Origin of the sequence: Streptomyces sp. NPDC048419, from assembly GCF_043200415.1 — a bacterium.
Taxonomy (GTDB): Bacteria; Actinomycetota; Actinomycetes; order Streptomycetales; family Streptomycetaceae; genus Streptomyces.
On the sequence record NZ_JBICXT010000025.1, the window covers coordinates 97,541 to 117,385 of the forward strand.

A 19,845-nucleotide genomic window follows, 5' to 3' on the forward strand; every position below is an offset into this window, starting at 1 on the left:
ATTCATCTGACGCTGACCAGTACGGCCCTGTGGCCGTACTCGAGCTCGAACCGTGTGCCGGGCAGCGCCCACAGCAGCTGCCCGCAGCCGCGCAGCGCGCCCGAGGGGCTCACCCCGAAGACGCGGCAGACGACCAGGCCCGCCAGTACCCCGAGGAGCAACAGCGGGGACAGCACCAGCAGCACCGGCACGACAGGCACGTACACGCGTCGCCAGCGGCCGTCGGGCCGGCGGCAGCGCACCGTCACCAGCTGCGGCATCAACGGGACTTCTCCAGTTCGGCCAGCGCCTCCTGGGCGCTGATCTCCCCCCGCCGCAGGCGGTCGACGACGTCGGCGCCCGGGGGTGCCGGTTCGACGTCGACGAAGTCGAGCTGCTCGGCGATCCGCTTCAGACGGGCCTTGACCGTCGGATAGCTCACCCCGAAGACCCGCTCCATCTCCTTGATCGAACCGTGTGACCGTACGAACGCCGCGACGAACACCTGGTCCTCGATGCCGAGTTGGGCCAGCTGCGGCGGCTCGAACTGCCCCTCGATCGCGACACCGCTGTCGGCGAGGCGGACCCGCTCGACGACGAACGGCCTGCCGCGCGTCAGGTCCGTCAGTTCCTGCCAGTCCACCCTCGGCTCCCCTGCGCTCGGCGACCTGCTCTCTATTTATTTGTATCTTGAGTTTTTTAAGATCACAACGCATCCAGCTTAATTTTCTCAAATACACGGTGCCCGGGGTGTGGAAGCGGTCAAGGCCCACGGTGGCGCGGGAATCCGGCCTAGGAGACTGCTTCTCAGCTCTCCAGCGAGGCCACGTAGGGCGCCAGTTTCGCCGGGTTCATGACCCACATGACGCGCTCGATGCCGTGCTCCGACGCCTCTATGTTGAGCAGGGCCACGGCCTTGCCGCCGCTCGTGACCAGGACGGCCGGCCTGCCGTTGGCCTCGACCCAGCGGACGTCCGACTGCGGCCAGAAGCGCGGCGCGAAGGCGGCGAGGTACTTGGAGACGTGCAGGCGTCCGACGACCGGGATCCTGGTCGCTCCGCGGATTCCGCCGCCGTCGGTGTAGCTGACCACGTCCGCGGTGAGCACGTCCTCCAGCACCGACAGGTTGCCGGTCTGCGCCGCGGCGAGGAACACCTCCAGCAGCCTCCGGTGGGCCTCGGCGCTCACCGGCTCCTTGCGTTCCTTCGACAGATGCTTGCGGGCGCGGCTGACCAGCTGGCGCGTGTTCGCCTCGCTCGTCTCCAGCATCTCCGCGATCTGCTGGTACGGGTAGTCGAAGGCCTGCCGCAGGACATAGGCCGCGCGCTCGACGGGGTTCAGCTTCTCCAGGAGGAACAGCACGGCCAGGTCGAGCGCCTCCGCCCGTTCCGCGCCCAGCTGCGGATCCCTGCTGGTGTCGACCGGTTCGGGCAGCCAGGGCCCGGTGTACGTCTCGTGCCGCTTCCTCGCGGACTGGGCGAGGTTGATCGCCAGCCGGGAGGTGACGGTGGCCAGGAAAGCGGTCGGGTCCAGGATCTCCGCGCGGTCGGTCCGCTGCCAGCGCAGCCATGCCTCCTGGACGATGTCCTCGGCCTCGGTGGCGCTGCCCAGCACGCGGTAGGCGATTCCGAACAGCTGGGGCCGCGCGGCCATGAATTCCCTCGTTGCCTGGTCGAGAGAGCCTGGGTCTTCTCCGGCGCGCATGTGAGTCCTCCAGCAGTGGATCACCATGCTACAAGCTGTCACGCAGGTGGGGCCGCGTTCACCGCCGCGCAGCCGCTCCCGGTCGGCACGGTGTCACACGCGGACGGTGTGTCCGGTCAACACTGAGGAACGGTTCTCCCGCCCGTGGGCGATTGCCTCGTCCCGGGCGTACTCACGGAGGTGCACCTCAGTGCCTGACACACAGTCGGCAGACGACAACACCGATGGACAGCGCACGTCCGGTACTTGGCGGACAGCGGCGACGATGCTGCAGGACGCGAAGCCGCCCTTCATCCCGGAGGGCGCCTCGGGCATGACCATCCAGGTCGAATGGCCGCCCGGCGACCCGGGCACGCCCCCGCACCGCCACTCAGGGCCGGCCTTCGGCTACGTCGTCGAGGACGAGGTGCGGTTCGAGCTGGAGGGTGAGCCCGAGCGCGTGGTCAAGGCGGGGGAGACCTTCTGGGAGCCCGGCGGCGACGTCATTCACTACCAGGACGGCAACGCCCGCACGGACATCCCCTGCCGCTTCATCGTCACCATGCTCTGCGCCCCCGGCCGGCCGATGCTCACCCTGGTCGACGAGGAGGAACTGGCCGAGCGGGCCCATCTGCGAGCACCGCGGCCTACCGTTCGACCCAACTGATCACCAGGCACCAACCGTGCCGCATCATCTGCCGGCGGGCCAGTCGAGCACGGTCAGTTCGGGCCAATGCCGTTGCCAGCGTGCTGCCTTGGCCTCGTACACCTCGCGCGGGGCCGGCACCGGATTGGGGCGTACGACCAGGTTGAACACGTCGGAGAGTCCGTGCGGCGCGTAGACGCGCCATCGGCCGCCCCGCTCCAGTCGTACGCCCAGGCAGCAGGTGGTCGCCGCGAAGCTGTCGATGGCCGCCTCGGTGGACGTGTGGGGAGTGCACGGGACGCCGAACTTCTGCTCGTACCAGAGGTGGACGCGGGCCTCGTTGCGGACCTCGACCTCCGCCGGCAGCCTGGAGAACGCTGCGCGGGCAGCCTGGATGACGGCGTCCTCCGCCTCCCACGACAGGTCGCGGTCGTCGAAGTAGAAGACGTCGTAGTCCTTGATGCCGGCGCCGGGCAGCCTGTCCGTGACCACGTTCCAGACGGTCTGGAACAGGCAGCCCGCTGTGAGGTACCAGCCGGGGAGATCCAAGCTCGCCGCCCGGTCCAGCACCTCCAGCAGCGTCTCATTGCGGGACAACGTGGACTTCAGGGCGACGAGTTGCTCGTCGAGCGGGAGGCGGCCGGTCATCGGTCGTGTCTACCATCCCGCGGTCACCGTGGAGTCGGTGTCTCCCGCAGTGGGGTCAGGCGAGTTCGAGTCCGCCGTCGGTCGTCAGTATCTGACCGGTGATGTGCGCGCCGCGGGGGTCGGCGATGCGCAGAATCCAGTCGGCGACATCACTGGGGCGGCCGAGACGGCCCGTTGGGATCCGCTCGCGCTCCTGAGTGCGGACTGCGGCGACGGCGTCCTCGGAGAGGCCCGCGGCGGCCAGGACGTCGGTCTCGGTGGGACCTGCACCGCGCGACGGCCGTGTCGACGACCACCTCCGCCGCGCCCCTCTCCGCAGATGTCGAGCGGCATGACGGCGATGCCGGAGTGGCCGCGAGCCGTCTACTCCAGCGCCTCCTTCCGGCGCCCCACGATGAGGACGCGGGCCCCCGACTCGGCGAGGGCGATCCCCGTGGCCCGGCCGATGCCCGACCCCGCCCCCGTGGCGATGACGCTGTCGGCGAAGGGCAGGGGCGAAGCGGAGTTCATGGTGCCTCGTGGTTCGTATCTCGTGAGGTGCCGAGCCGGGAGCCGGGGGCGGGGGCGGGGCTAGCCGAACATGCCGGGCTGGTAGTCCCCGGCGGGCTGCTGGGTGATGACGTTCACGCGGTTGTAGGCGTTGATGATCGCGATGAGGCCGACCAGCGCGGCGAGTTGGTCCTCGTCGAAGTGCTTGGCGGCGTTCTCCCAGACCTCGTCCGGGACGCCACCGTCCCCATCCGTGATGCGGGTGCCCTGCTCCGCCAGCTCCAGCGCGGCGCGCTCGGCCTCGGTGAACACCTGGGCCTCCCGCCATGCCGCAACGAGGTTGAGGCGCTGCTGCGTCTCACCCGCGGCCGTCGCGTCCTTGGTGTGCATGTCGGTGCAGAATCCGCAGCCGTTGATCTGACTCGCGCGGATCTTCACCAGCTCCTGCGTCGCATGCGGCAGCGTCGAGTCGGCCACCACCTTGTTGGCGGAGTTGAGGTGCCGCAGCACCTTGCCCGCGAGCGGGTGGGCGAAGAAGTTGAGACGTGATTCCACGGTGATCTCCTGGTCTTGGTGCGGATACACACGGTTGACCAGGCGGGCCGATGGTCTGTGACAGGTCCCTGGGTGTGACCTGCATCACCGTCCCGCGTCGTGTCGGGGCGGACCTCAATAGATCGGCGTCAAGGAGTCGACTCAATAGATCGGATCTGTCGCGCTTCATTGACGCAGATCTGCCTCATCCCTATGTTGCCAGGCGGGATAGCTCCGATGAATCGCTGAGCCCGCCTGGAGGCGCCGTGCCCGACCACCCGTCCAGACGTACCGTCCTCGCCACCGGATCCGCCCTGGGCGGCACGCTGTTGGCCTCCGGCCTGACAACCTCCCAGGCGAACGCCGCCGACCGAACCCCGGCCGATACGTCCTCCGGCGATCCTTGGCGCACCGTCCTGGACGACGCCGACATGGTGTGGCAGAAGATGCCCGCGACCTGGTACGAGGGCCCGTTCCTCGGCAACGGACTCCTCGGCTCCGGCATCTACGCCGAACCGGGCGCCGCCTCGACGGCCGTGCGCTTCAACGTCCAGCACTCCGAAGTGCAGGACCATCGCCCCGAGTTCGGCTCCCTGTTCGGACTTGCCCGGCTGCCGATCGGATACTTCACGCTGGAGCCGGTGGGTGCGATCACCGGCGTCGACTGGCGACTGTCCCTGAACAACGCCGAGTTGACCGGCACGCTCACCACCGACCAGGGCACCCTGGCCTTGCGGGCCCTGGTCCACAACGACCGCTCGCTCCTCGCCGTGGAAGTCACCCCGAGCCAGGGCGAGCGCGGCTTCCGCTGGGTCTTCCACCCGGCGGAAGCGATCAGCCCGCGGGCGGCGTTCAAGGAGCTGCCGGACGGCTACCGGGGCAACCCGCCCGCCGAGATCACCGAACACGACGGCGTGAGCGCAGCCGTACAGCCGCTGCTGGCCGGCGGGCAGCACGTCACCGCATGGCGGGAGCGGACCAGGGGGACGACGCGCACGCTGTACGTGCACGTCGCGCACTCGTACCCGCAGACCACGGCCCTGGACCGGGCCCTGAAGGCGGTCCGTGCCGCGGACCGGCTGCCCTACGCCGCCCTGGCGGTGCCCCATCGCGCCTGGTGGCAGGCGTACTACCGCAAGAGCTTCCTGTCCCTGCCCGACGCCCGTATCCAGCGCTTCTACTGGATCCAGCTCTACAAGGCCGCCTCCGCCGCCCGCCGCGACGCACCGGTGATGGCGACCAGCGGCCCCTGGCTGGAACCCACCCCGTGGCCCAACACCTGGTGGAACCTCAACGCCCAACTGGAGTACTGGCTCATCCACGGCTCCAACCACCTCGAACTCGACGCGATCACAAGGGCGTTGAGCGAGTTCCGGGACAACCTCGCCGCCGAGGTCGCGCAGCCGTACCGGACCGACTCGCTCGGCATCCCCCGCACCACCGATCCCCATCTGGTCAACGGCGCCGCCAGTTCACTCATGGGCTACGGCGTCGGCATCCCCGGCCAGGACCCGCCGACCCCCGAAGTCGGCAACCTCACCTGGGCGTTGCACAACATCTGGCTCAGCTACCGCCACACGATGGACGTCTCGCTCCTCCGCGACGTCCTCTTCCCCCTTCTGCGCAAGGCGATCACCTATTACCTGCACTTCCTCGAACCCGGCCCCGACGGCAGACTCCACCTGCCCGCCACCTTCTCCCCTGAGTACGGCGGCGACTCACGCGACTGCAACTACGACCTGATGCTTCTGACCTGGGGCTGCCGCACTCTCCTCGAATCCGCCGAACTCCTGCGGATCGACGACGAGTTGGCGCCCCGCTGGCGGGACGTCCTCGCCAGGCGGGTGCCGTACCCGACGGACGCCAACGGCTTCATGATCGGCGCGGACATCCCCTTCGCGAAGTCCCACCGCCACTACTCGCACATGCTCGCCGTCTACCCGCTGTACGAGGTCACCGGCCGTACCCCCGACGAACGCGTCCTGATCGAGAAGTCCCTCGCCCACTGGGTCGGCTTCGAGGGCGCCCTGCAGGGCTACACCTTCACCGGCGCGGCGTCGATGTCGGCCCTGCTCGGCAAGGGCGAGGACGCACTGCACTACCTCGGCGAGCTGATGACCCGCTTCATCAAGCCCAACACCATGTACCTGGAGTCCGGCCCGGTCATCGAGACACCCCTGTCGGCGGCACAGTCCCTGCACGACATGATCTGCCAGTCCTGGGGCGGCATCGTCCGTGTCTTCCCCGCACTCCCCGTGGTCTGGGCCGACCTCACCGTCCACGACTTCCGCACCCAGGGCGCCTTCCTGCTGAGCGCCCACCGCCAGGCGGGCACCACCCGCTGGGTACGCCTCGTCAGCGAGGCGGGCGCCCCCTGCGTCGTACGCCACGGCATCCCGGGACCGGTCGACGTACGGGACCACCGAGGCCGCCCCCTCGACCACTCCGACGCGGGCGACGGAGCGATTCAAGTCGCCCTGCGCAAAGGGGAGTCGGCACTCATCACGGCCAAGGGCGATCGTCCCGACCTGACCGTGGCGCCGGTACGGCCGAACGGGGATGCGCCTCGCTGGGGGCTGCCCCTGGGCTGAGACCGGGTTCGTCCTCGGAGTGCCGCGGGCGGAACACCCAGGTCCGGTACACCACGAAACGGAACCCGGTGGCGATCACGAGGCCCACGGCCTTGAACAGGTTGCTCTGCAGGGCGCTGTCCCAGTCGAACCAGTACGTCGCGGCGTAGAGCACGCCGTTCTCGATGACCAGGCCGACGATGCTGAAGGCGATGAACAGCGTGAACTCACGGGCCGGCCGGCGCTTGTCGCGGTCGCGGTAGGCGAAGTAGCGAAAGCCCAGGTAGTTGACGAGCAGTGCCACGACGGTGCCGATGACGCTGCACCGCACCACGGGCAGCGGCGTGAGTGCGCGGCACAGGTTGAACACCGCGAAGTTCACCACCACGCCGAGACCGCCCACCGCGGCGAACCTCGCGATCTCGCCCGTCAGCGCGAGCCGGGAGCGACGGGAGGGCTTGCCCGGTGGCCGGTCAGATGCGGAAGCCGACGTGGACATGGTCGTGGTGGGTGGGGTCGGAGAAGAACTGTCCGGAGGTGCCGCCGCCCAGCAGTACCGGGCCGCCGACGTTGTAGGAGCCGGCCACCGCCGCGTCCCGCATGAACGACTCGATCAGACGGCGCGGGGTGGCCGGGTCGACCACGGGGCGGCCGTCGATCTGCCAGACGTCGAACGCCCGGCCACGCGGATGGTCGCTGCGGCGGGAGGTGCCGAAGACGTACAACGGGTGGCCCGAGCGAATCACGCTCACGTTCATCCGGTACGTGCCCGCCAGATCCAGCAGTGCCCCCAGGGTGGTGGGGTGGATGTGCCCGCTGCGCACGTCGGCCCGTGCGGCGGGCGGCAGGGCGATGCGTGAGTCGTCCAGCACCTTGCGTGTGGCCGCGGACAGAGACGACACCGCCGGGCCAGGGTCGGCCGGATGCAGGGCGGTGACCGTCCACCGCGGCCGCGCGCGGCTGAGCCGTACGTCCACGGTGGTTCCGCCCGCGGTGACGGTGCCTCCACGGCGGGTCCACTGCCGGCAGACCACCAGCACGCTGCCCGTGTCCGCCAGGATGCCGCCGTACTGCGCGTCCACCACCCGCAGCACGGCCTCGTCGGCGGAGGCGAGTACCGGTTTCGCGGACCCGGCGAGCCCCGGATCGAGCCCGAGGGCGGACACCCGGCGCCGGGCCGCGGCCATGCCCTGTTCCCCGGTGTGCCAAGTGCCGAGCGCCTCGACGAGCCGGACGGCGCGGAGCTTGACCTGCGGATCGACGTCACCGGGGCTGGGGTGCCAGACCGTGGCGCTCGGGAGCGTGGGCGGGGTGCTGCCTCCGGCGGACGGCTGCCGGCGCGGCGCCTCGGTGCTCCGGGTACCCGCGGCAGTGGGAGGCGGGTGCGACGTGGAGCAGCCCGCGGCGCCGAACGCCAGGCCGCTCACCGCCAGCAGCACGGTCCGGCGTCCGACCCGGGACGCCTGTCCGCAGTCTTCCATCGGCCCGTTCCCAGCTCGGAGTGCGCGCCGGGATCACCCCGGTGCGGAAGCCGGCCCCCGTGTGCTCCCGGCGGAGCGGTGGCCGCTGCTGCCGGGTCGGGATGCCTCTGGCTCCCTTCCTCAACCCTACGTCGTGTCGGGTTGGGACGCAGGGTGCCGTGACACCGGCGCTCGGACCCCTTACGGTTCCTCGTCCAGCAGGTCGCGCAGGGCCTGCTCCTCCTGCGGGGTCAGCCCGCTGACGAACTGCTGCAGCGCGGCGATCGGGTCGGGCCCGCGGTCCAGAGCCTGGTGCATGGCCTCGGCCGTCACCTCGGCGGCGTTCTTGGCCGGGCGATACGCCCCCCGCCGCCCGTCGACGTCCCGCAGCACGAGCCCCTTGTCGTACAGGCGCTTGAGGATGGTGTGCACGGTGTTGTACGCGAGGTCGCCGCCGAGCCGGTCCTGGATCTCGGCCGGGGACAGCGCGTCCTCGGTCGACCAGAGGGTGGCGAGGACCTCGCTCTCCAGCGCGCCGGCGCTGCGTCGTTCCCCACCGCCACGGGGAGATGTGCCAGCCATGCCGAAACCCTAAGGCGTGAAGGGTTCGTGTGCCCGGTCCGGCGCCGCCGCCTCCGGGGTACGACGGTTCACCAGCCGGGGCAGGCGCGGCGGGGTGAGGAAGCCCTCGGCCTGGGCACTGGCCAGACCGATGCGCGGGATGTCGGCGCTCTTGGCGAACAGCAGATAGCGGGGTTCCCACACGGGCCGGTACTTGGCGTTGGCGCGGTAGAGGGACTCGATCTGCCACCAGCGGGAGAAGAAGGTGAGGATCGAGCGCCACAGCCGCAGCACCGGCCCGGCGCCGAGCCGAGCGCCGCGCTCGAAGACGGAGCGGAACATGGCGAAGTTCAGCGACACCCGTCGTACGTCCAACTCCTCGGCGCGCAGCAGCAGTTCAACGACCATGAACTCCATCAGGCCGTTCTCGCAGGCCCGGTCGCGGCGCATCAGATCCAGCGACAGCCCGCGCTCGCCCCAGGGGACGAAGCTCAGCACCGCCCGCGGCCGGTCCTCGGCGTCCCGGCACTCCAGCATCACGCAGCGTCCGTCGCCCGGGTCGCCGATCCGGCCGAGCGCCATGGAGAAGCCGCGCTCGGTCGCGCCGTCGCGCCAGTCGTCGGCCCGGTCGATCAGCGTGGCCATCTCGTCGTCGGGAATGTCGGCGTGGCGGCGGATACGCACGGTGTACCCGGCCCGCCGCACCCGGTTGTGCGCCTGCCGTACGACGCGCATGGCGCGCCCTTCGAGGGTGAAGTCGGCGACGTCCACGATGGCTTCGTCGCCCAGTTCCAGGGCGTCCAGGCCGTGCCGGGCGTAGATGCCGCCGCCCTCCTCGCTCGCGCCCATCACGGCGGGTGTCCAGGCGTGCCGGCGGGCCTCGGCGAGCCAGGCGTCGATGGCACCGGGCCAGGCCTCGGGATCGCCGATCGGGTCGCCGGAGGCGAGGCTGACGCCACCCACGACCCGGTAGGTGACGGCGGCCTTGCCGCTGGGGGAGAAGATGGCGGCCTTGTCGCGACGGAGCGCGAAGTAGCCGAGGGAGTCACGTTCGCCGTGCCGGTCGAGCAGCGCGCGCAGCCGCTCCTCGTCCTCCTCGCCGAGCAGCTTGCGCCCGCGGGGCGAACGGAAGGCGGCGTACAGGACGAGGCAGAAGCTCGCCGCCATCATGATGTTGATGATGACGTCCACCCAGCGCGGCGCGTGCACGGCCGACACGCGGTCGGCGAGCGGGCCGACACTGATGCCCCGCAGCAGCGTGTACGCGACCTTGTCGAACAGGGTGGCGCCCTGCAGCGTGTTGGTCGCGCCGACCAGCAGGGTGCCGATCGCGCCGCTGACCAGGACGCCGCCCGCGCCGACGGCGAGTGCCAGCTTCGGGTTGGACGGGTCCCCGACCGCTTCGAAGTCCCGGCGCCCGATCACCAGCGCGACCACGAACAGGCCGGTGAGCAGGGCCGACACCCAGTTGAACAGGTGCGCGCGGTAGGGGTCCTGGGTGAGGGCGACGGCGTAGATCAGGAACAGCGGGCCGGCCAGGGCCATGTTGACCATCCAGGCGGCCCGCTTGCCGCGCCGCATCACCAGCGACAGGAAGATCGCGAGCGCCGCCGAGACCAGGCCTGCCGTGGCCAGGTACGGCGTGAAGAACTCACCCGCGTGGTGTGCGTGGAAGCGGTGGGCGGTGTGGGAGGCGTAGATCCGGCCGGTGTTGTGCTCGGCGACCTCGCGCCTGAACGGCACCGACATGACCGCCGCGATGTTGACGAGGGCGATGATCCGCAGGTACCAGACGGTGAACGCGGCCGCCCGCGCTCGTAGTTGGGACGGAGCGGACGGTTGTTCGGGAGCGGTGCGCCGGTGGGGAATCGGTGCTGACTGCTGCTGAACGGACATGACTGGCGGTCACCTTGGGGAGCGAGCGGTGGGTTCGGGGCAGGCGGGGACGGAGCGGGTGGGGATGGGACGGGTGGGGACGGGGCCCGCGGTGGGTCGCCGCATGTCGGACCTCTTGCGCGACGCAGTCCGAGGAGGCGCCGGCCGAAGGTCCACGATGCCCGAGGCGGGGGTGGCTCACCGTACGCGATGCGGCGGTCGGCCGGGAGGGCGGATGGATGAAGCCTTGGCGCATGGGCCGGGCGCCCGCGCGGGGGCGGGCCCGCGTTCACGCGCCGCGCCGGAGCCGATGGCACCGCACGCTGTCGGTGCCGCTGCTCGTAGGGCCCGTCCGCGGCCGGCAGCCGAGCTCATGGCCGCTCCCGGCGGAAGCTGATCGACAGGTTGCCCTTGACGGTGACATACGGCTCCACCCGGACACCGGCGGCGGGCCGCGCCGGGTGGACGGGGCCTTCCTCCACTCCTGGTCTGTGCACGACGTGGCGAGGGAGTCGATCGGCAGGTATGCGTGGAAACGGTCTCCGTCCGGGTCGGCGGGGACGCGCAGCTGCGTGTGGCTGCCGCCTCTGGCCTTCAGGACGAGGACGGCCGCCTGGTCGACCTCGGCTCCGCACTCATGACGGGGGCCCAGCGCTTTGTCCATGCCTCTTCCCGTGTGCTCACCACTCGCCCCACCCCACGCCTTGCAGGACACAGAGAACCCTACACGTTGTAGGGAGGAAGGGGCGGGTGGTGACCTTCCAACGGGTGCCCGGACAGAAGGCTATGACTCAGTCCCCGTGACGGTCGTCGCCCGCGACCTCGTGCTCGGTGCCCCTTGGGGAGATGTGAGCGCCGCCGGGCACATCGCCTCGCGAGCGGCCTTCAGCGGTGCACCTTCACCTTGTTGACCGCGGCCACTCCGACCGCGGCGAGGGCGATCTGGATGAGCCACTCGATCCAGTCGATGCCGTTGGTGTCGGCGACATCGAGGCTGGAGGCGATGGCGGTGCCGATGAGCGCGGCGACGATACCGATCAGGATCGTCCACAGGATGCCGATGCGCTGCCGGCCGGGGACCGCGAGTCGGCCGAGGACACCGATCACGATGCCGATGATGATCGCGCTGAACAAGCCTGCAATATGCATGAGTTCTCTCACCCGAAAAGTAGTTGGTGACTCGCGGGTGCCCGCTGTGCCCGGGTGCACGCCCCCGGCCCGGGGCGAGGATGTACGGCCGGACTCAGCCGTGCAGGCTCGGACGGTAGACGAGTTCCTGGATGTGGCCGTCCAGGGTGCGGCTCTCGAGCAGTTCGAGGTCGAAGTCGGCCGCGTGCTGGAAGATCGGGTCGAGGCCGGTCGCACCGGTGATCACCGGAAAGAGCGTCACCTGGACACGGTCGACCAGGCCGGCGGCCATCAGCGCCCGGTTCATCGACAGGCTGCCGTGTGAGCGCAACGGCACGTCGGACTCCTCCTTGAGCCGGGCGACGACGTCGACGGCGTCGCCCCTGGTGACGGTCGCGTCCGGCCAGTCGAGGTCCCCGTCCAGGGTGGACGACACCACCGTGGCCGGCATGTTCCTCATCCGCGTGACCCAGGCGTCGCGCACCTCGGACTCCTCGGTGCTGGAGGCCAGCATCTGCGCGAACGCCCGGTACGTGTTGGCCCCGAAGACCATCCGTTGCTTCTCGCCGTACAGGGCGAAGCGACGGTCGAGGAGTTCGGGGCCCTGCTTGCCCCAGTAGCCGGTCCAGTCGCCGCCGGCGGCGCCGAAGCCGTCGAGGCTGCAGAAGACGTCGAAGGTGTAGGTGGCGGTCATGTCGATCTCCTCGCGTGGGGTCGGTCGCGTGTCGCAGATAAAGACGGATGCCCGCGGCGAAAGTCATCGCGGCCGCTCAGTCCAGACGTGGACGGCGGAGGACAGGTCGACGACCACCCGGCCGGGGTCGCCCGCGTAGTCGAACCGGCCGACCAGGTCGTTGGGGGAGGCGAAGAACAGCTCGCCCGTCACCGGTGGACGAGGGTGCCGCCGTCCGGGTCGGTGACCGCCCTGACCTCGGCGGTGCTCCGGTCCACCTTCCGCGACGGCGCCCCGGCCCAACATCCGTGAAGCGTGTCGGCTGTGGTGTCGCTACTTGACCGGCAGGCCCGCCGCGAAAGCCTGCCCCTCGTCGATCCACTCACCGAGCACGTCGTCCTCCGCGACGGCGGAACCCGCCACCACGATCCAGCCGCGCATCGGCCGGCCCGACATGTCGAAGAGCCGTGCGCCCGGCCGGGTCAGGGCGGCGTCCGTGGCGTCGGGGCCGACCCGGACCATGAGGTCGTCGCCGGTGACTCCGACGGCCATGTTGCCGCGGTGCAGGAAGGCGATGCCGCCGAACATGCGCTTCTCGGTGATCTCGGGATCGGCACGCAGCCGTTCCCGGATCCGCTCGGCGAGTCCTTCGTCGTACGCCATCGGGTGTCTCCTTCCGGGCGGTGAGGATCGTTCGAGACCGTGCGGGCCGCGCCGTCACGTCGATCGCCGTGCGGTCAGGATCCCAGCGGGCGCGGGACGGCGCGCGACCGCGGCCGGCGATGCCGGACAACACCCGACGCCTGACGGCGGCCGATGCCTGATAACACCCGCTGCCCGCCGCTGGCCAGCCCGCCCGAGCCGACGTTCAGGTTGTGTTCAGGTCCAGGAGGGCCTCGGCCAACTCACGCTCCAGAAGCGCCAAAACAATGGCAAAGGGGTCTGGGGTGATCACAGGGCGCCGTGTCATCGTGCCCGGCATGACGACAGATCACCTCATGCACGACCGACCCACGCGCCACGTACGACACGCGGCGAGCAAGGTGCCGGAGGTGACCGTCTTCTTCTGGATCATCAAGGTGCTGACGACCGGGATGGGCGAGACGGCCTCCGACTTCCTGGCCCATCTCCTCGGCCCCGTCCCCGCGGTCGGACTGGGCGGCGTCGCCCTGGTGGCCGCGCTGGCGGTGCAGTTCGCCGTCCGGCGCTACGTGGCCTGGATCTACTGGACGGCGATCGTGATGGTCAGCGTGTTCGGCACGATGGCGGCCGACGTCCTGCACGTCGGCCTCGGTGTGCCCTACACGCTCTCGACCCCGTTCTTCCTGGCCGCGCTCACCGTCGTCTTCGTCCTCTGGCACCGCAGCGAAGGCACGCTGTCCATCCACAGCATCCACACGCGGCGCCGCGAGGCCTTCTACTGGGCCGCCGTCCTGGCCACGTTCGCGCTGGGCACCGCCGCCGGTGATCTCACGGCCACGATCGGCCTGGGCTACCTGGGCTCCGCCGTCCTGTACGCCGCCGCGATCGCCGTCCCCGCCGCCGCGCACCGCTGGGGCAGCCTGAACGCGGTGACCGCGTTCTGGGCGGCGTACGTCATCACCCGCCCGCTCGGCGCCTCCGTCGCCGACTGGATGGCCCTCAGCCACGCCAGGGGTGGCCTCGCCCTGGGCCTGGGACCGGTCACGCTGTCCTGGACCGTGGCCATCCTCGGCTTCGTGGGCTACCTGGCAGCCTCCCGCAAGGACGTCCGGCACGACGAGGTCATGGCCTGACAGGCAGCACCGGCGAGCGGGGCGCGGATTGCCACGGCCCCCCGCCCCCGCGTAGTACCGCGGTACCACCCACCCGGCGCAATCCAGCCTCCCGGTACCACCGGTTCGGGGTGGTCCGGCTCTTAGCGTGGTCGTGAGGCGCCGCAGGCGACCTACGCCGCAGGCCGACAGGAAGAGCGCGCATGATCGACGCACGGCAGTTGACCAAGAGGTACGGCGAGAAGACGGCCGTCGACGGGCTGGACTTCGACGTGAAGCCCGGCACGGTGACCGGATTCCTGGGGCCCAACGGCGCCGGCAAGTCCACGACCATGCGCATGATCGTCGGTCTGGACGCCCCGACCGGCGGCTCCGTCACCGTGAACGGACAGCACTACGCGCGCCACCGGGCACCGCTGCAGGAGGTCGGAGCCCTCCTGGAGGCGAAGTCGGTCCACCCGGGCCGCTCGGCCTACAACCACCTCAGGGCCCTGGCGCTGACCCACGGCATTCCGCGCCGCCGGGTCGACGAGGTCATCGACCTCGCCGGGCTCGGCAGCGTGGCGAAGAAGCGGGCCGGCGCCTTCTCGCTCGGCATGGGCCAGCGGCTGGGCATCGCGGCGGCGCTCCTGGGCGATCCGCAGACGGTCATGCTGGACGAGCCGGTCAACGGGCTGGACCCCGAGGGCGTGCTCTGGATCCGCAACCTGCTCAAGGCGCTCGCCGACGAGGGCCGCACGGTGTTCGTCTCCTCGCATCTGATGAGCGAGATGGCCCTGGTCGCGGACCACCTGATCATCGTGGGCCGGGGGCGGCTGCTCGCCGACACGACCGTGGGGGACCTGGTCCGCGAAGCCGGCGGCGACACGGTGACGGTCGCGACGCAGGACCCGGCGCGGCTGCGCGACGTACTGGCCGGGCCCGGCGTCGACATCACCGGCCGCATCGGCTCCGAGGAGCTGCACGTGACCGGGCTGACCACCCGCCAGATCGGGCTGAAGGCGGCCGAGCACGGGATCCCGCTGTTCGAGCTGACCGCGCGATCGGTGTCGTTGGAGGAGGCGTTCATGGAGCTGACCAGGGATGCCGTGGAGTATCACGGCACGACCGGGATCGAGACCGTCGGGAGGCCGGCATGAGTACCCTCACCGCTACCGCCGAGGAGCCCAGGACCGCCTCGGTCCGGCCCGCCTACCGAGTGACCGGACGGCGCGTGCTGTCCTCGGAGTGGGCCAAGCTGTGGTCCCTGCGCTCGACCTGGATCACCCTCGGCCTCGGCCTGCTGTTCCTGATCGCCTTCGGGCTGATCGCCTCCAGCCGCTACAAGTCGGGCATCGGCTCGGACCACATTTACCGGGACTTCGCCCGTTCCACGGCGTTGAGCCTGTCCCTCTTCGGCACGAACTTCGCCCAGCTGGCCCTCGGCGTCCTCGGCGTGCTGATCACGGCGGGGGAGTACTCGACCGGCATGATCCGCTCGACGCTCGCGGCGGTGCCCCGCCGGCTGCCCGTGCTGTGGTCCAAGGCGGCCGTGTACGGATTGGTCGCTCTCACGGTCGGAGCGCTGGGGGCGTTCGTCGCCTTCTTCTTCGGCAGCGGAATCGTGTCGGGTACGCCCGCCGCCATGGGCTTCTCGCACGCGGGCGTCCTGCGCAGCCTGCTGGGCGCCGGGCTGTATCTCGGCCTGGTCGGCGTGATCGGCGTCGCGCTGGGCGCCCTGCTGCGGTCGGTGGCCGGCGGGATCTCGGTGCTGGTGGCCACCCTCATGCTGATCCCCGGACTGATCTCGCTGCTGCCCAGCTCCTGGCAGGACGACATCAGCCCCTACCTGCCCTCCAACGCCGGGGAGTCGATGTTCGCCCTGACCCACGACTCGACGACGCTGTCGCCGGGCGCCGGGATGCTGGTCTTCCTGTGCTGGACGGTGCTGGCGCTGGGCGGGGCGGCGTACCGGATGGCACGCAGCGACGTCTGACGTCCGGCATCGTGATCACGTACGGCGTCATCACCACATCGCGCACCATGAACAGGTGACATCCGTGACCACCGAAGACCTCAGCGGGATGGGACCGCTGGTCGCCCGGCTCTCCCGGGGCGGCCGGCGGTTGCGGCAGGCCGACCGGACCCGGCCGTGGGTGCTGGACAGCGCGGTCGTGGCCGTGGTCTTCCTGATGTTCTGCCTGTCCGACCTGCTGCACGGCGGGGCCGGCGACGGCGACGGCCCGCGCCGCTTCCGGCTCGCCTTCACCCAGCTGCCCGTCGCGGGCATGCTGGCCCTGCAGGCCGGACTCGTCCTGCCCCTGCTGTGGCGGCGGCGCAGGCCCGCGGCCGCCTTCGCCGTCATCGCCGCGGTGTTCGTCCTCCAGTGGTCCCTCGGCGCGGCCCTGCGCGCGGACGTCGCCCTCTTCGTCGCCCTGTACAGCCTGGCCCTGCACGGGCGGCTGCGGCAGCTGCCGTGGGCCTGCGCCACCACCGCGGGCGCCATGGTGCTGGTCGCCGTACGCGCGTCCCCGGCCGTGTCCGTCTGGGACGCGCTGTTCTTCCTGCTGAGCACCACGACCGCGGCCGTCGCGCTCGGCCTGATGGTCCGCGTCCGCCGGGCCCAGCTCGCCGGACTGCGCGAGCGGGCCGCCCGGCTGGAGATCGAGCGCGACCAGCGCAGCCGGCTGGCCACGGCCACCGAACGCACCCGGGTCGCCCGCGAGATGCACGACATCGTCGGCCACAACCTCTCCGTCATCATCACGCTCGCCGACGCGGGCGCCTACGCCACCGACACCGCACCCGAGCGCGGCAAGGAAGCCCTCCAGCTCATCGGCGACACCGGCCGGCAGGCCATGGGCGAGCTGCGGCGCGTGCTCGGTGTCCTGCGCGAGCCGGCGGACGCCGAGCCGGGCGGGCCGGAACTCAGCCCGCAGCCCGGCCTCGCGGACATCGACGCCCTGTGCGCCACCGTGCGCGCGGCCGGACGGGAGGTCGTCTACCGGACCTCCGGCGACATGGACGCCCTCGACAGCGGGGTGCAGCTGACGGCGTACCGCATCGTCCAGGAAGCCCTCACCAACACCCTCAAGCACGCCGGCACCGACACCCGGGTGCACCTGGCGATCGTCGAGACGGACGCCCGGCTGACCATCCGGGTCCAGGACACCGGCCCGTACCGAGCGCCCGGGCCGCACGAGGAAGGACACGGCCTGGTGGGCATGCGCGAAAGGGCGGCCCTGTACGGCGGGAGCGTCAGCGCGGGGCCGGCGGGCGGCGGAGGATGGAGTGTCGAGGCCGTTCTCGACCTGACCCCCCAAGGCGGTGTCCGGTGACCACCGTGCTCGTCGTCGACGACCAGCCGCTGCAGCGCTACGGCTTCCGCATGCTGCTGGAGTCCGTCCCCGAGACCGATGTCGTCGGTGAGGCCGCCCATGGCGCCGAGGCCGTCCGCAAGGCCGCCGAACTGCGCCCCGACGTCGTCCTGATGGACGTCCGCATGCCCGGCATGGACGGCATCGAGGCCACCCGCCGCATCGTCGCCGCGGGCGAGCGCTCGCGCGTCCTCGTACTGACCACCTTCGACGTCGACGAGTACGTCCACGCCGCCCTCCGCGCGGGCGCCAGCGGCTTCCTGCTCAAGGACGCCCGCCCCGAGGAACTCCTCGCCGGCATCCGGGCCGTGGCCGGCGGCGACGCGGTCATCGCGCCCGCCCTCACCCGCCGCCTCCTGGACGAGTTCGCCCGCTACGTTCCCGCCCACCGCGCGGACTCCGGCCAGGACGCACGCCTTGGCTCCCTCACCGACCGCGAACGCGAGATCCTCGTCGCCATCGGCAAGGGCTGGACCAACGGCGAGATCGCCACCCGCTTCGTCCTGTCCGAGTCCACGGTCAAGACCCACGTGGGCCGCGTCCTCGCCAAGATCGGCGCCCGCGATCGCATCCAGGCAGTGATCTTCGCCTACGACCACGGACTCGCCCGGCCGTGCACGTGAGCGGCTACCCCGTGGGCTCGATCCGCGCGTTGCTGATCGTCATCGGCCTTCCGGTGACCGCGATGAGGTACATGCGCTGATGCGCGTGGGGCAGCGGGTGGTGGCCGCCGGCCGGGCGCACAACGTACACCGCGCTGCTGTGCGCGGCGAGCGTGGTGGGGCCGCTGGTGATCGTCCACCAGTTGGAGGCGCCCTGTCCGACGCGGCTGGCGAAGTGCGGGGTGAGGGCGGTGCCGGTGGTGTTGACCGCCCGTACCGTCACGGCGGTCAGGGTCGTGTGCGCCCGGCCTCTGACGTGGGGGGCGAGCGTCATGCGCAGCGGAGGCGGGCTGGCGGCGGCGACGGTGGCGCACAGCAGGGCCGGGGCGACGAGAGCAGCGGCGACTGCCGCCTTGGCGTGGCGGCCGGTGACGCGGGGGAGCCGGGGCTGCCAGGCGTGCGCCAGCGAGGAGGCCGGGACGGTGGCCGCGGCCGCCAGCCACAGCGGGGTCATCATCAGGAAGTAGCCGTCCTGGGACCGGGTGGCCAGGTAGAAGGACAGCCACGGCAGAACGGTGATGGCCGTGCCCAGCCGCCGGGCGAACAGCACGGTGGCGGCGAGCAGACCGGCCAGGAGCAGCATGCTGGCGTAGGAGTAGTAGTCGAGGCGGCTGCTGCCGGCGGTGAAGTAGTAGGAGATGCCCATCAGGCCCTGGCCGTGCAGGATCGCCTTCTGGGTGATCGGCAGCAGCAGTCCGTGCAGCCAGGCGGAGAAGTCCTGGGCGGCGAAGTAGGCGTTGACGCCCGCCCAGGTCAGGGCGGCGACGCCGGCGAACCGGGCGACCACTGCTGACGCGGGCCGGGCCCCGAGTTCGGAGCGCCGCACCGCGTACAGGCCGATCAGTAGGAACGGGGCGAAGAACCAGGCGAGTTGCTGGGTGGCGCAGGCGGCGCCCAGGCACGCCGCCCGCAGCACCCCGCCGCGGTCCAGCCGGCCGCCCGCGCCGGTGGCGGGCCAGCGGACCACGACCGGGACCAGGAGGGCCAGCGCGACGATGGCCGGGTAGCCGGAGCGGGCGTAGCCCGGCAGGATGCCGAAGCCGAGGCACACGGCGGTGGCCGCCGACCGCCAGGGGGCCGGCAGGAGCAGCCACAGGGTGACCGCGCCGGCGATCAGCGCGCCGGTGGTGACGAGGGTGGCGGCCGCCGCCGAGTGGAGCACGGCGTGGACCGGTGCGGCGAGCATCGCGGTCAGCGGCGGATAGCCGTAGGTGAAGTCCGCTCCGCCCGACATGGTTTTGGTCAGGGCGGACTTCGAGGTGCCGAACAGCCAGGGCCAGGGCTGTCCGTAGATCGGCCGGCCGTGCCAGATCTCGTTCGCGGCCTGCGCGGTCAGCACGCCCTCGTCGGTGCCGCCGTGGGTCAGCCAGTACCCGCAGAGCACCAGGGCGATCGCGAGGACCAGGACGGCGGCGTCCACCAGGACCAGGGCCCGCCGGCTCCGCACGGCCAGGGCGAGCACCCCACACACGAGGATCCCGGCGTAGCAGACGGAGATGACCGCCGCGACGGGCGGACGGTCGAGCATGGCCTGGGTCCAGGCGGCGCGGGTACCGATGAACAGGCTGATCGTGGCGATCAAGGTCATGCCCCGGTGCCACTGCCGGGGAGCGTCGTAGGTGGCAGCCCGGGATGGAGCGGCATCGGACAGGGGCACGTCGCGCCGCCGCACGTCACCGTCGACGATATGGGTGCTCATGTCCGCCCTCTCCACAAATGGCTACTACATCACGTAGAGGTAAGGGAGGCGCGCCCGGTTCACCCGGCAGAGGTGAGAGCGTCACAAGAAAGCGGTCAGGAGTTCACCGGGCGGCACCCGGCTCGGCA

General features: G+C 71.0%; 22 protein-coding genes and 1 pseudogene. 7 read left to right on the forward strand and 16 right to left on the reverse strand.

Translation table 11 applies throughout. From position 1 onward, the window contains the following. Nucleotides 1-2 precede the first annotated feature (2 nt). The 3 genes from ACGFYN_RS37400 to ACGFYN_RS37410 all read right to left on the reverse strand — a co-directional run bounded on the left by ACGFYN_RS37400 (nucleotide 3) and on the right by ACGFYN_RS37410 (nucleotide 1,683). Entirely contained in the window at nucleotides 3-260 is a 258-nt protein-coding gene (locus ACGFYN_RS37400) for a hypothetical protein (protein WP_393870423.1), read from the reverse strand. Beyond that, nucleotides 260-622, reverse strand: a complete 363-nt coding sequence (locus ACGFYN_RS37405) for a DUF2089 domain-containing protein (RefSeq protein ID WP_393870424.1) — start codon at nucleotides 620-622, stop codon at nucleotides 260-262. The genes ACGFYN_RS37400 and ACGFYN_RS37405 overlap by 1 nt, the downstream gene beginning before the upstream one ends. 164 nt (nucleotides 623-786) lie before the next feature. After that, nucleotides 787-1,683, reverse strand: a complete 897-nt coding sequence (locus tag ACGFYN_RS37410) for an RNA polymerase sigma-70 factor (RefSeq protein WP_393870425.1) — start codon at nucleotides 1,681-1,683, stop codon at nucleotides 787-789. 265 nt (nucleotides 1,684-1,948) lie between these two features. Here ACGFYN_RS37410 and ACGFYN_RS37415 point away from each other — a divergent pair, with 265 nt between their 5' ends. Continuing rightward, nucleotides 1,949-2,329 (forward strand): cupin domain-containing protein, encoded by a 381-nt coding sequence (locus ACGFYN_RS37415; RefSeq protein ID WP_393870454.1) that lies wholly within the window; start codon nucleotides 1,949-1,951, stop codon nucleotides 2,327-2,329. A 24-nt stretch (nucleotides 2,330-2,353) separates the two neighbouring features. Here ACGFYN_RS37415 and ACGFYN_RS37420 read toward each other — a convergent pair whose 3' ends face one another. The 4 genes from ACGFYN_RS37420 to ACGFYN_RS37435 are packed head-to-tail and all read right to left on the reverse strand — an operon-like array spanning nucleotide 2,354 to nucleotide 4,000. Beyond that, nucleotides 2,354-2,956 carry a nucleotidyltransferase family protein gene (locus tag ACGFYN_RS37420; RefSeq protein WP_393870426.1) on the reverse strand — a complete coding sequence of 201 codons (603 nt, stop codon included), beginning with the start codon at nucleotides 2,954-2,956 and terminating at the stop codon, nucleotides 2,354-2,356. A gap of 55 nt (nucleotides 2,957-3,011) precedes the next feature. Then, complete coding sequence (locus tag ACGFYN_RS37425; protein WP_393870455.1) at nucleotides 3,012-3,275, reverse strand: SDR family oxidoreductase; 264 nt, start codon at nucleotides 3,273-3,275, stop codon at nucleotides 3,012-3,014. A gap of 44 nt (nucleotides 3,276-3,319) precedes the next feature. Continuing rightward, a complete protein-coding gene (locus tag ACGFYN_RS37430; protein WP_393870427.1) occupies nucleotides 3,320-3,466 on the reverse strand; it encodes an SDR family NAD(P)-dependent oxidoreductase in 147 nt (48 codons plus the stop codon). A gap of 60 nt (nucleotides 3,467-3,526) precedes the next feature. After that, nucleotides 3,527-4,000: a carboxymuconolactone decarboxylase family protein gene (locus ACGFYN_RS37435; protein WP_393870428.1), complete on the reverse strand. Its 474-nt coding sequence runs from the start codon at nucleotides 3,998-4,000 to the stop codon at nucleotides 3,527-3,529. A gap of 245 nt (nucleotides 4,001-4,245) precedes the next feature. On the opposite strand from ACGFYN_RS37435, the gene ACGFYN_RS37440 reads away from it, so the two are divergent. Further along, nucleotides 4,246-6,570 (forward strand): Tat pathway signal sequence domain protein, encoded by a 2,325-nt coding sequence (locus tag ACGFYN_RS37440; protein ID WP_393870429.1) that lies wholly within the window; start codon nucleotides 4,246-4,248, stop codon nucleotides 6,568-6,570. Here the strand turns inward: ACGFYN_RS37440 and ACGFYN_RS37445 are convergent. From ACGFYN_RS37445 to ACGFYN_RS37480, 8 genes and pseudogenes are all read right to left on the reverse strand, one after another. Continuing rightward, on the reverse strand, nucleotides 6,482-7,048 hold the full coding sequence (locus ACGFYN_RS37445) for a GtrA family protein (protein WP_393870430.1): 567 nt from the start codon (nucleotides 7,046-7,048) through the stop codon (nucleotides 6,482-6,484). The genes ACGFYN_RS37440 and ACGFYN_RS37445 overlap by 89 nt on opposite strands. After that, the gene (locus ACGFYN_RS37450) at nucleotides 7,023-8,030 is read right to left on the reverse strand and encodes a hypothetical protein (RefSeq protein WP_393870431.1); all 1,008 of its coding nucleotides are present in this window, start codon (nucleotides 8,028-8,030) and stop codon (nucleotides 7,023-7,025) included. The genes ACGFYN_RS37445 and ACGFYN_RS37450 overlap by 26 nt, the downstream gene beginning before the upstream one ends. Before the next feature lie 180 nt (nucleotides 8,031-8,210). Next, entirely contained in the window at nucleotides 8,211-8,591 is a 381-nt protein-coding gene (locus ACGFYN_RS37455; RefSeq protein WP_393870432.1) for a BlaI/MecI/CopY family transcriptional regulator, read from the reverse strand. A 9-nt stretch (nucleotides 8,592-8,600) separates the two neighbouring features. Further along, nucleotides 8,601-10,466 (reverse strand): phosphatidylglycerol lysyltransferase domain-containing protein, encoded by a 1,866-nt coding sequence (locus ACGFYN_RS37460; protein WP_393870433.1) that lies wholly within the window; start codon nucleotides 10,464-10,466, stop codon nucleotides 8,601-8,603. Between the two features lie 864 nt (nucleotides 10,467-11,330). Then, nucleotides 11,331-11,594: a GlsB/YeaQ/YmgE family stress response membrane protein gene (locus ACGFYN_RS37465; RefSeq protein WP_393870434.1), complete on the reverse strand. Its 264-nt coding sequence runs from the start codon at nucleotides 11,592-11,594 to the stop codon at nucleotides 11,331-11,333. 94 nt (nucleotides 11,595-11,688) lie between these two features. Continuing rightward, entirely contained in the window at nucleotides 11,689-12,267 is a 579-nt protein-coding gene (locus ACGFYN_RS37470; protein WP_393870435.1) for a dihydrofolate reductase family protein, read from the reverse strand. Nucleotides 12,268-12,348: 81 nt separating this feature from the next. Beyond that, a pseudogene (locus tag ACGFYN_RS37475) lies at nucleotides 12,349-12,509 on the reverse strand (sodium-independent anion transporter); the annotation flags it as partial. 70 nt (nucleotides 12,510-12,579) lie between these two features. Continuing rightward, the gene (locus tag ACGFYN_RS37480; RefSeq protein WP_393870436.1) at nucleotides 12,580-12,909 is read right to left on the reverse strand and encodes a TfoX/Sxy family protein; all 330 of its coding nucleotides are present in this window, start codon (nucleotides 12,907-12,909) and stop codon (nucleotides 12,580-12,582) included. A 317-nt stretch (nucleotides 12,910-13,226) separates the two neighbouring features. Between ACGFYN_RS37480 and ACGFYN_RS37485 the strand changes: the two genes are divergently transcribed. The 5 genes from ACGFYN_RS37485 to ACGFYN_RS37505 all read left to right on the forward strand — a co-directional run bounded on the left by ACGFYN_RS37485 (nucleotide 13,227) and on the right by ACGFYN_RS37505 (nucleotide 17,979). Continuing rightward, a complete protein-coding gene (locus ACGFYN_RS37485; RefSeq protein WP_393870437.1) occupies nucleotides 13,227-14,021 on the forward strand; it encodes a hypothetical protein in 795 nt (264 codons plus the stop codon). A 182-nt stretch (nucleotides 14,022-14,203) separates the two neighbouring features. Further along, on the forward strand, nucleotides 14,204-15,139 hold the full coding sequence (locus ACGFYN_RS37490) for an ATP-binding cassette domain-containing protein (protein WP_393870438.1): 936 nt from the start codon (nucleotides 14,204-14,206) through the stop codon (nucleotides 15,137-15,139). Continuing rightward, nucleotides 15,136-15,975 carry an ABC transporter permease gene (locus ACGFYN_RS37495; RefSeq protein ID WP_393870439.1) on the forward strand — a complete coding sequence of 280 codons (840 nt, stop codon included), beginning with the start codon at nucleotides 15,136-15,138 and terminating at the stop codon, nucleotides 15,973-15,975. Before ACGFYN_RS37490 ends, ACGFYN_RS37495 begins: the two co-directional genes overlap by 4 nt. An 88-nt stretch (nucleotides 15,976-16,063) precedes the next feature. Continuing rightward, complete coding sequence (locus ACGFYN_RS37500) at nucleotides 16,064-17,317, forward strand: sensor histidine kinase (protein ID WP_393870456.1); 1,254 nt, start codon at nucleotides 16,064-16,066, stop codon at nucleotides 17,315-17,317. Beyond that, entirely contained in the window at nucleotides 17,314-17,979 is a 666-nt protein-coding gene (locus ACGFYN_RS37505; protein WP_393870440.1) for a response regulator, read from the forward strand. Before ACGFYN_RS37500 ends, ACGFYN_RS37505 begins: the two co-directional genes overlap by 4 nt. Nucleotides 17,980-17,983: 4 nt before the next feature. Here the strand turns inward: ACGFYN_RS37505 and ACGFYN_RS37510 are convergent, their stop codons facing one another. Then, nucleotides 17,984-19,717 carry a hypothetical protein gene (locus ACGFYN_RS37510; RefSeq protein WP_393870441.1) on the reverse strand — a complete coding sequence of 578 codons (1,734 nt, stop codon included), beginning with the start codon at nucleotides 19,715-19,717 and terminating at the stop codon, nucleotides 17,984-17,986. Between the last annotated feature and the right edge of the window lie 128 nt (nucleotides 19,718-19,845).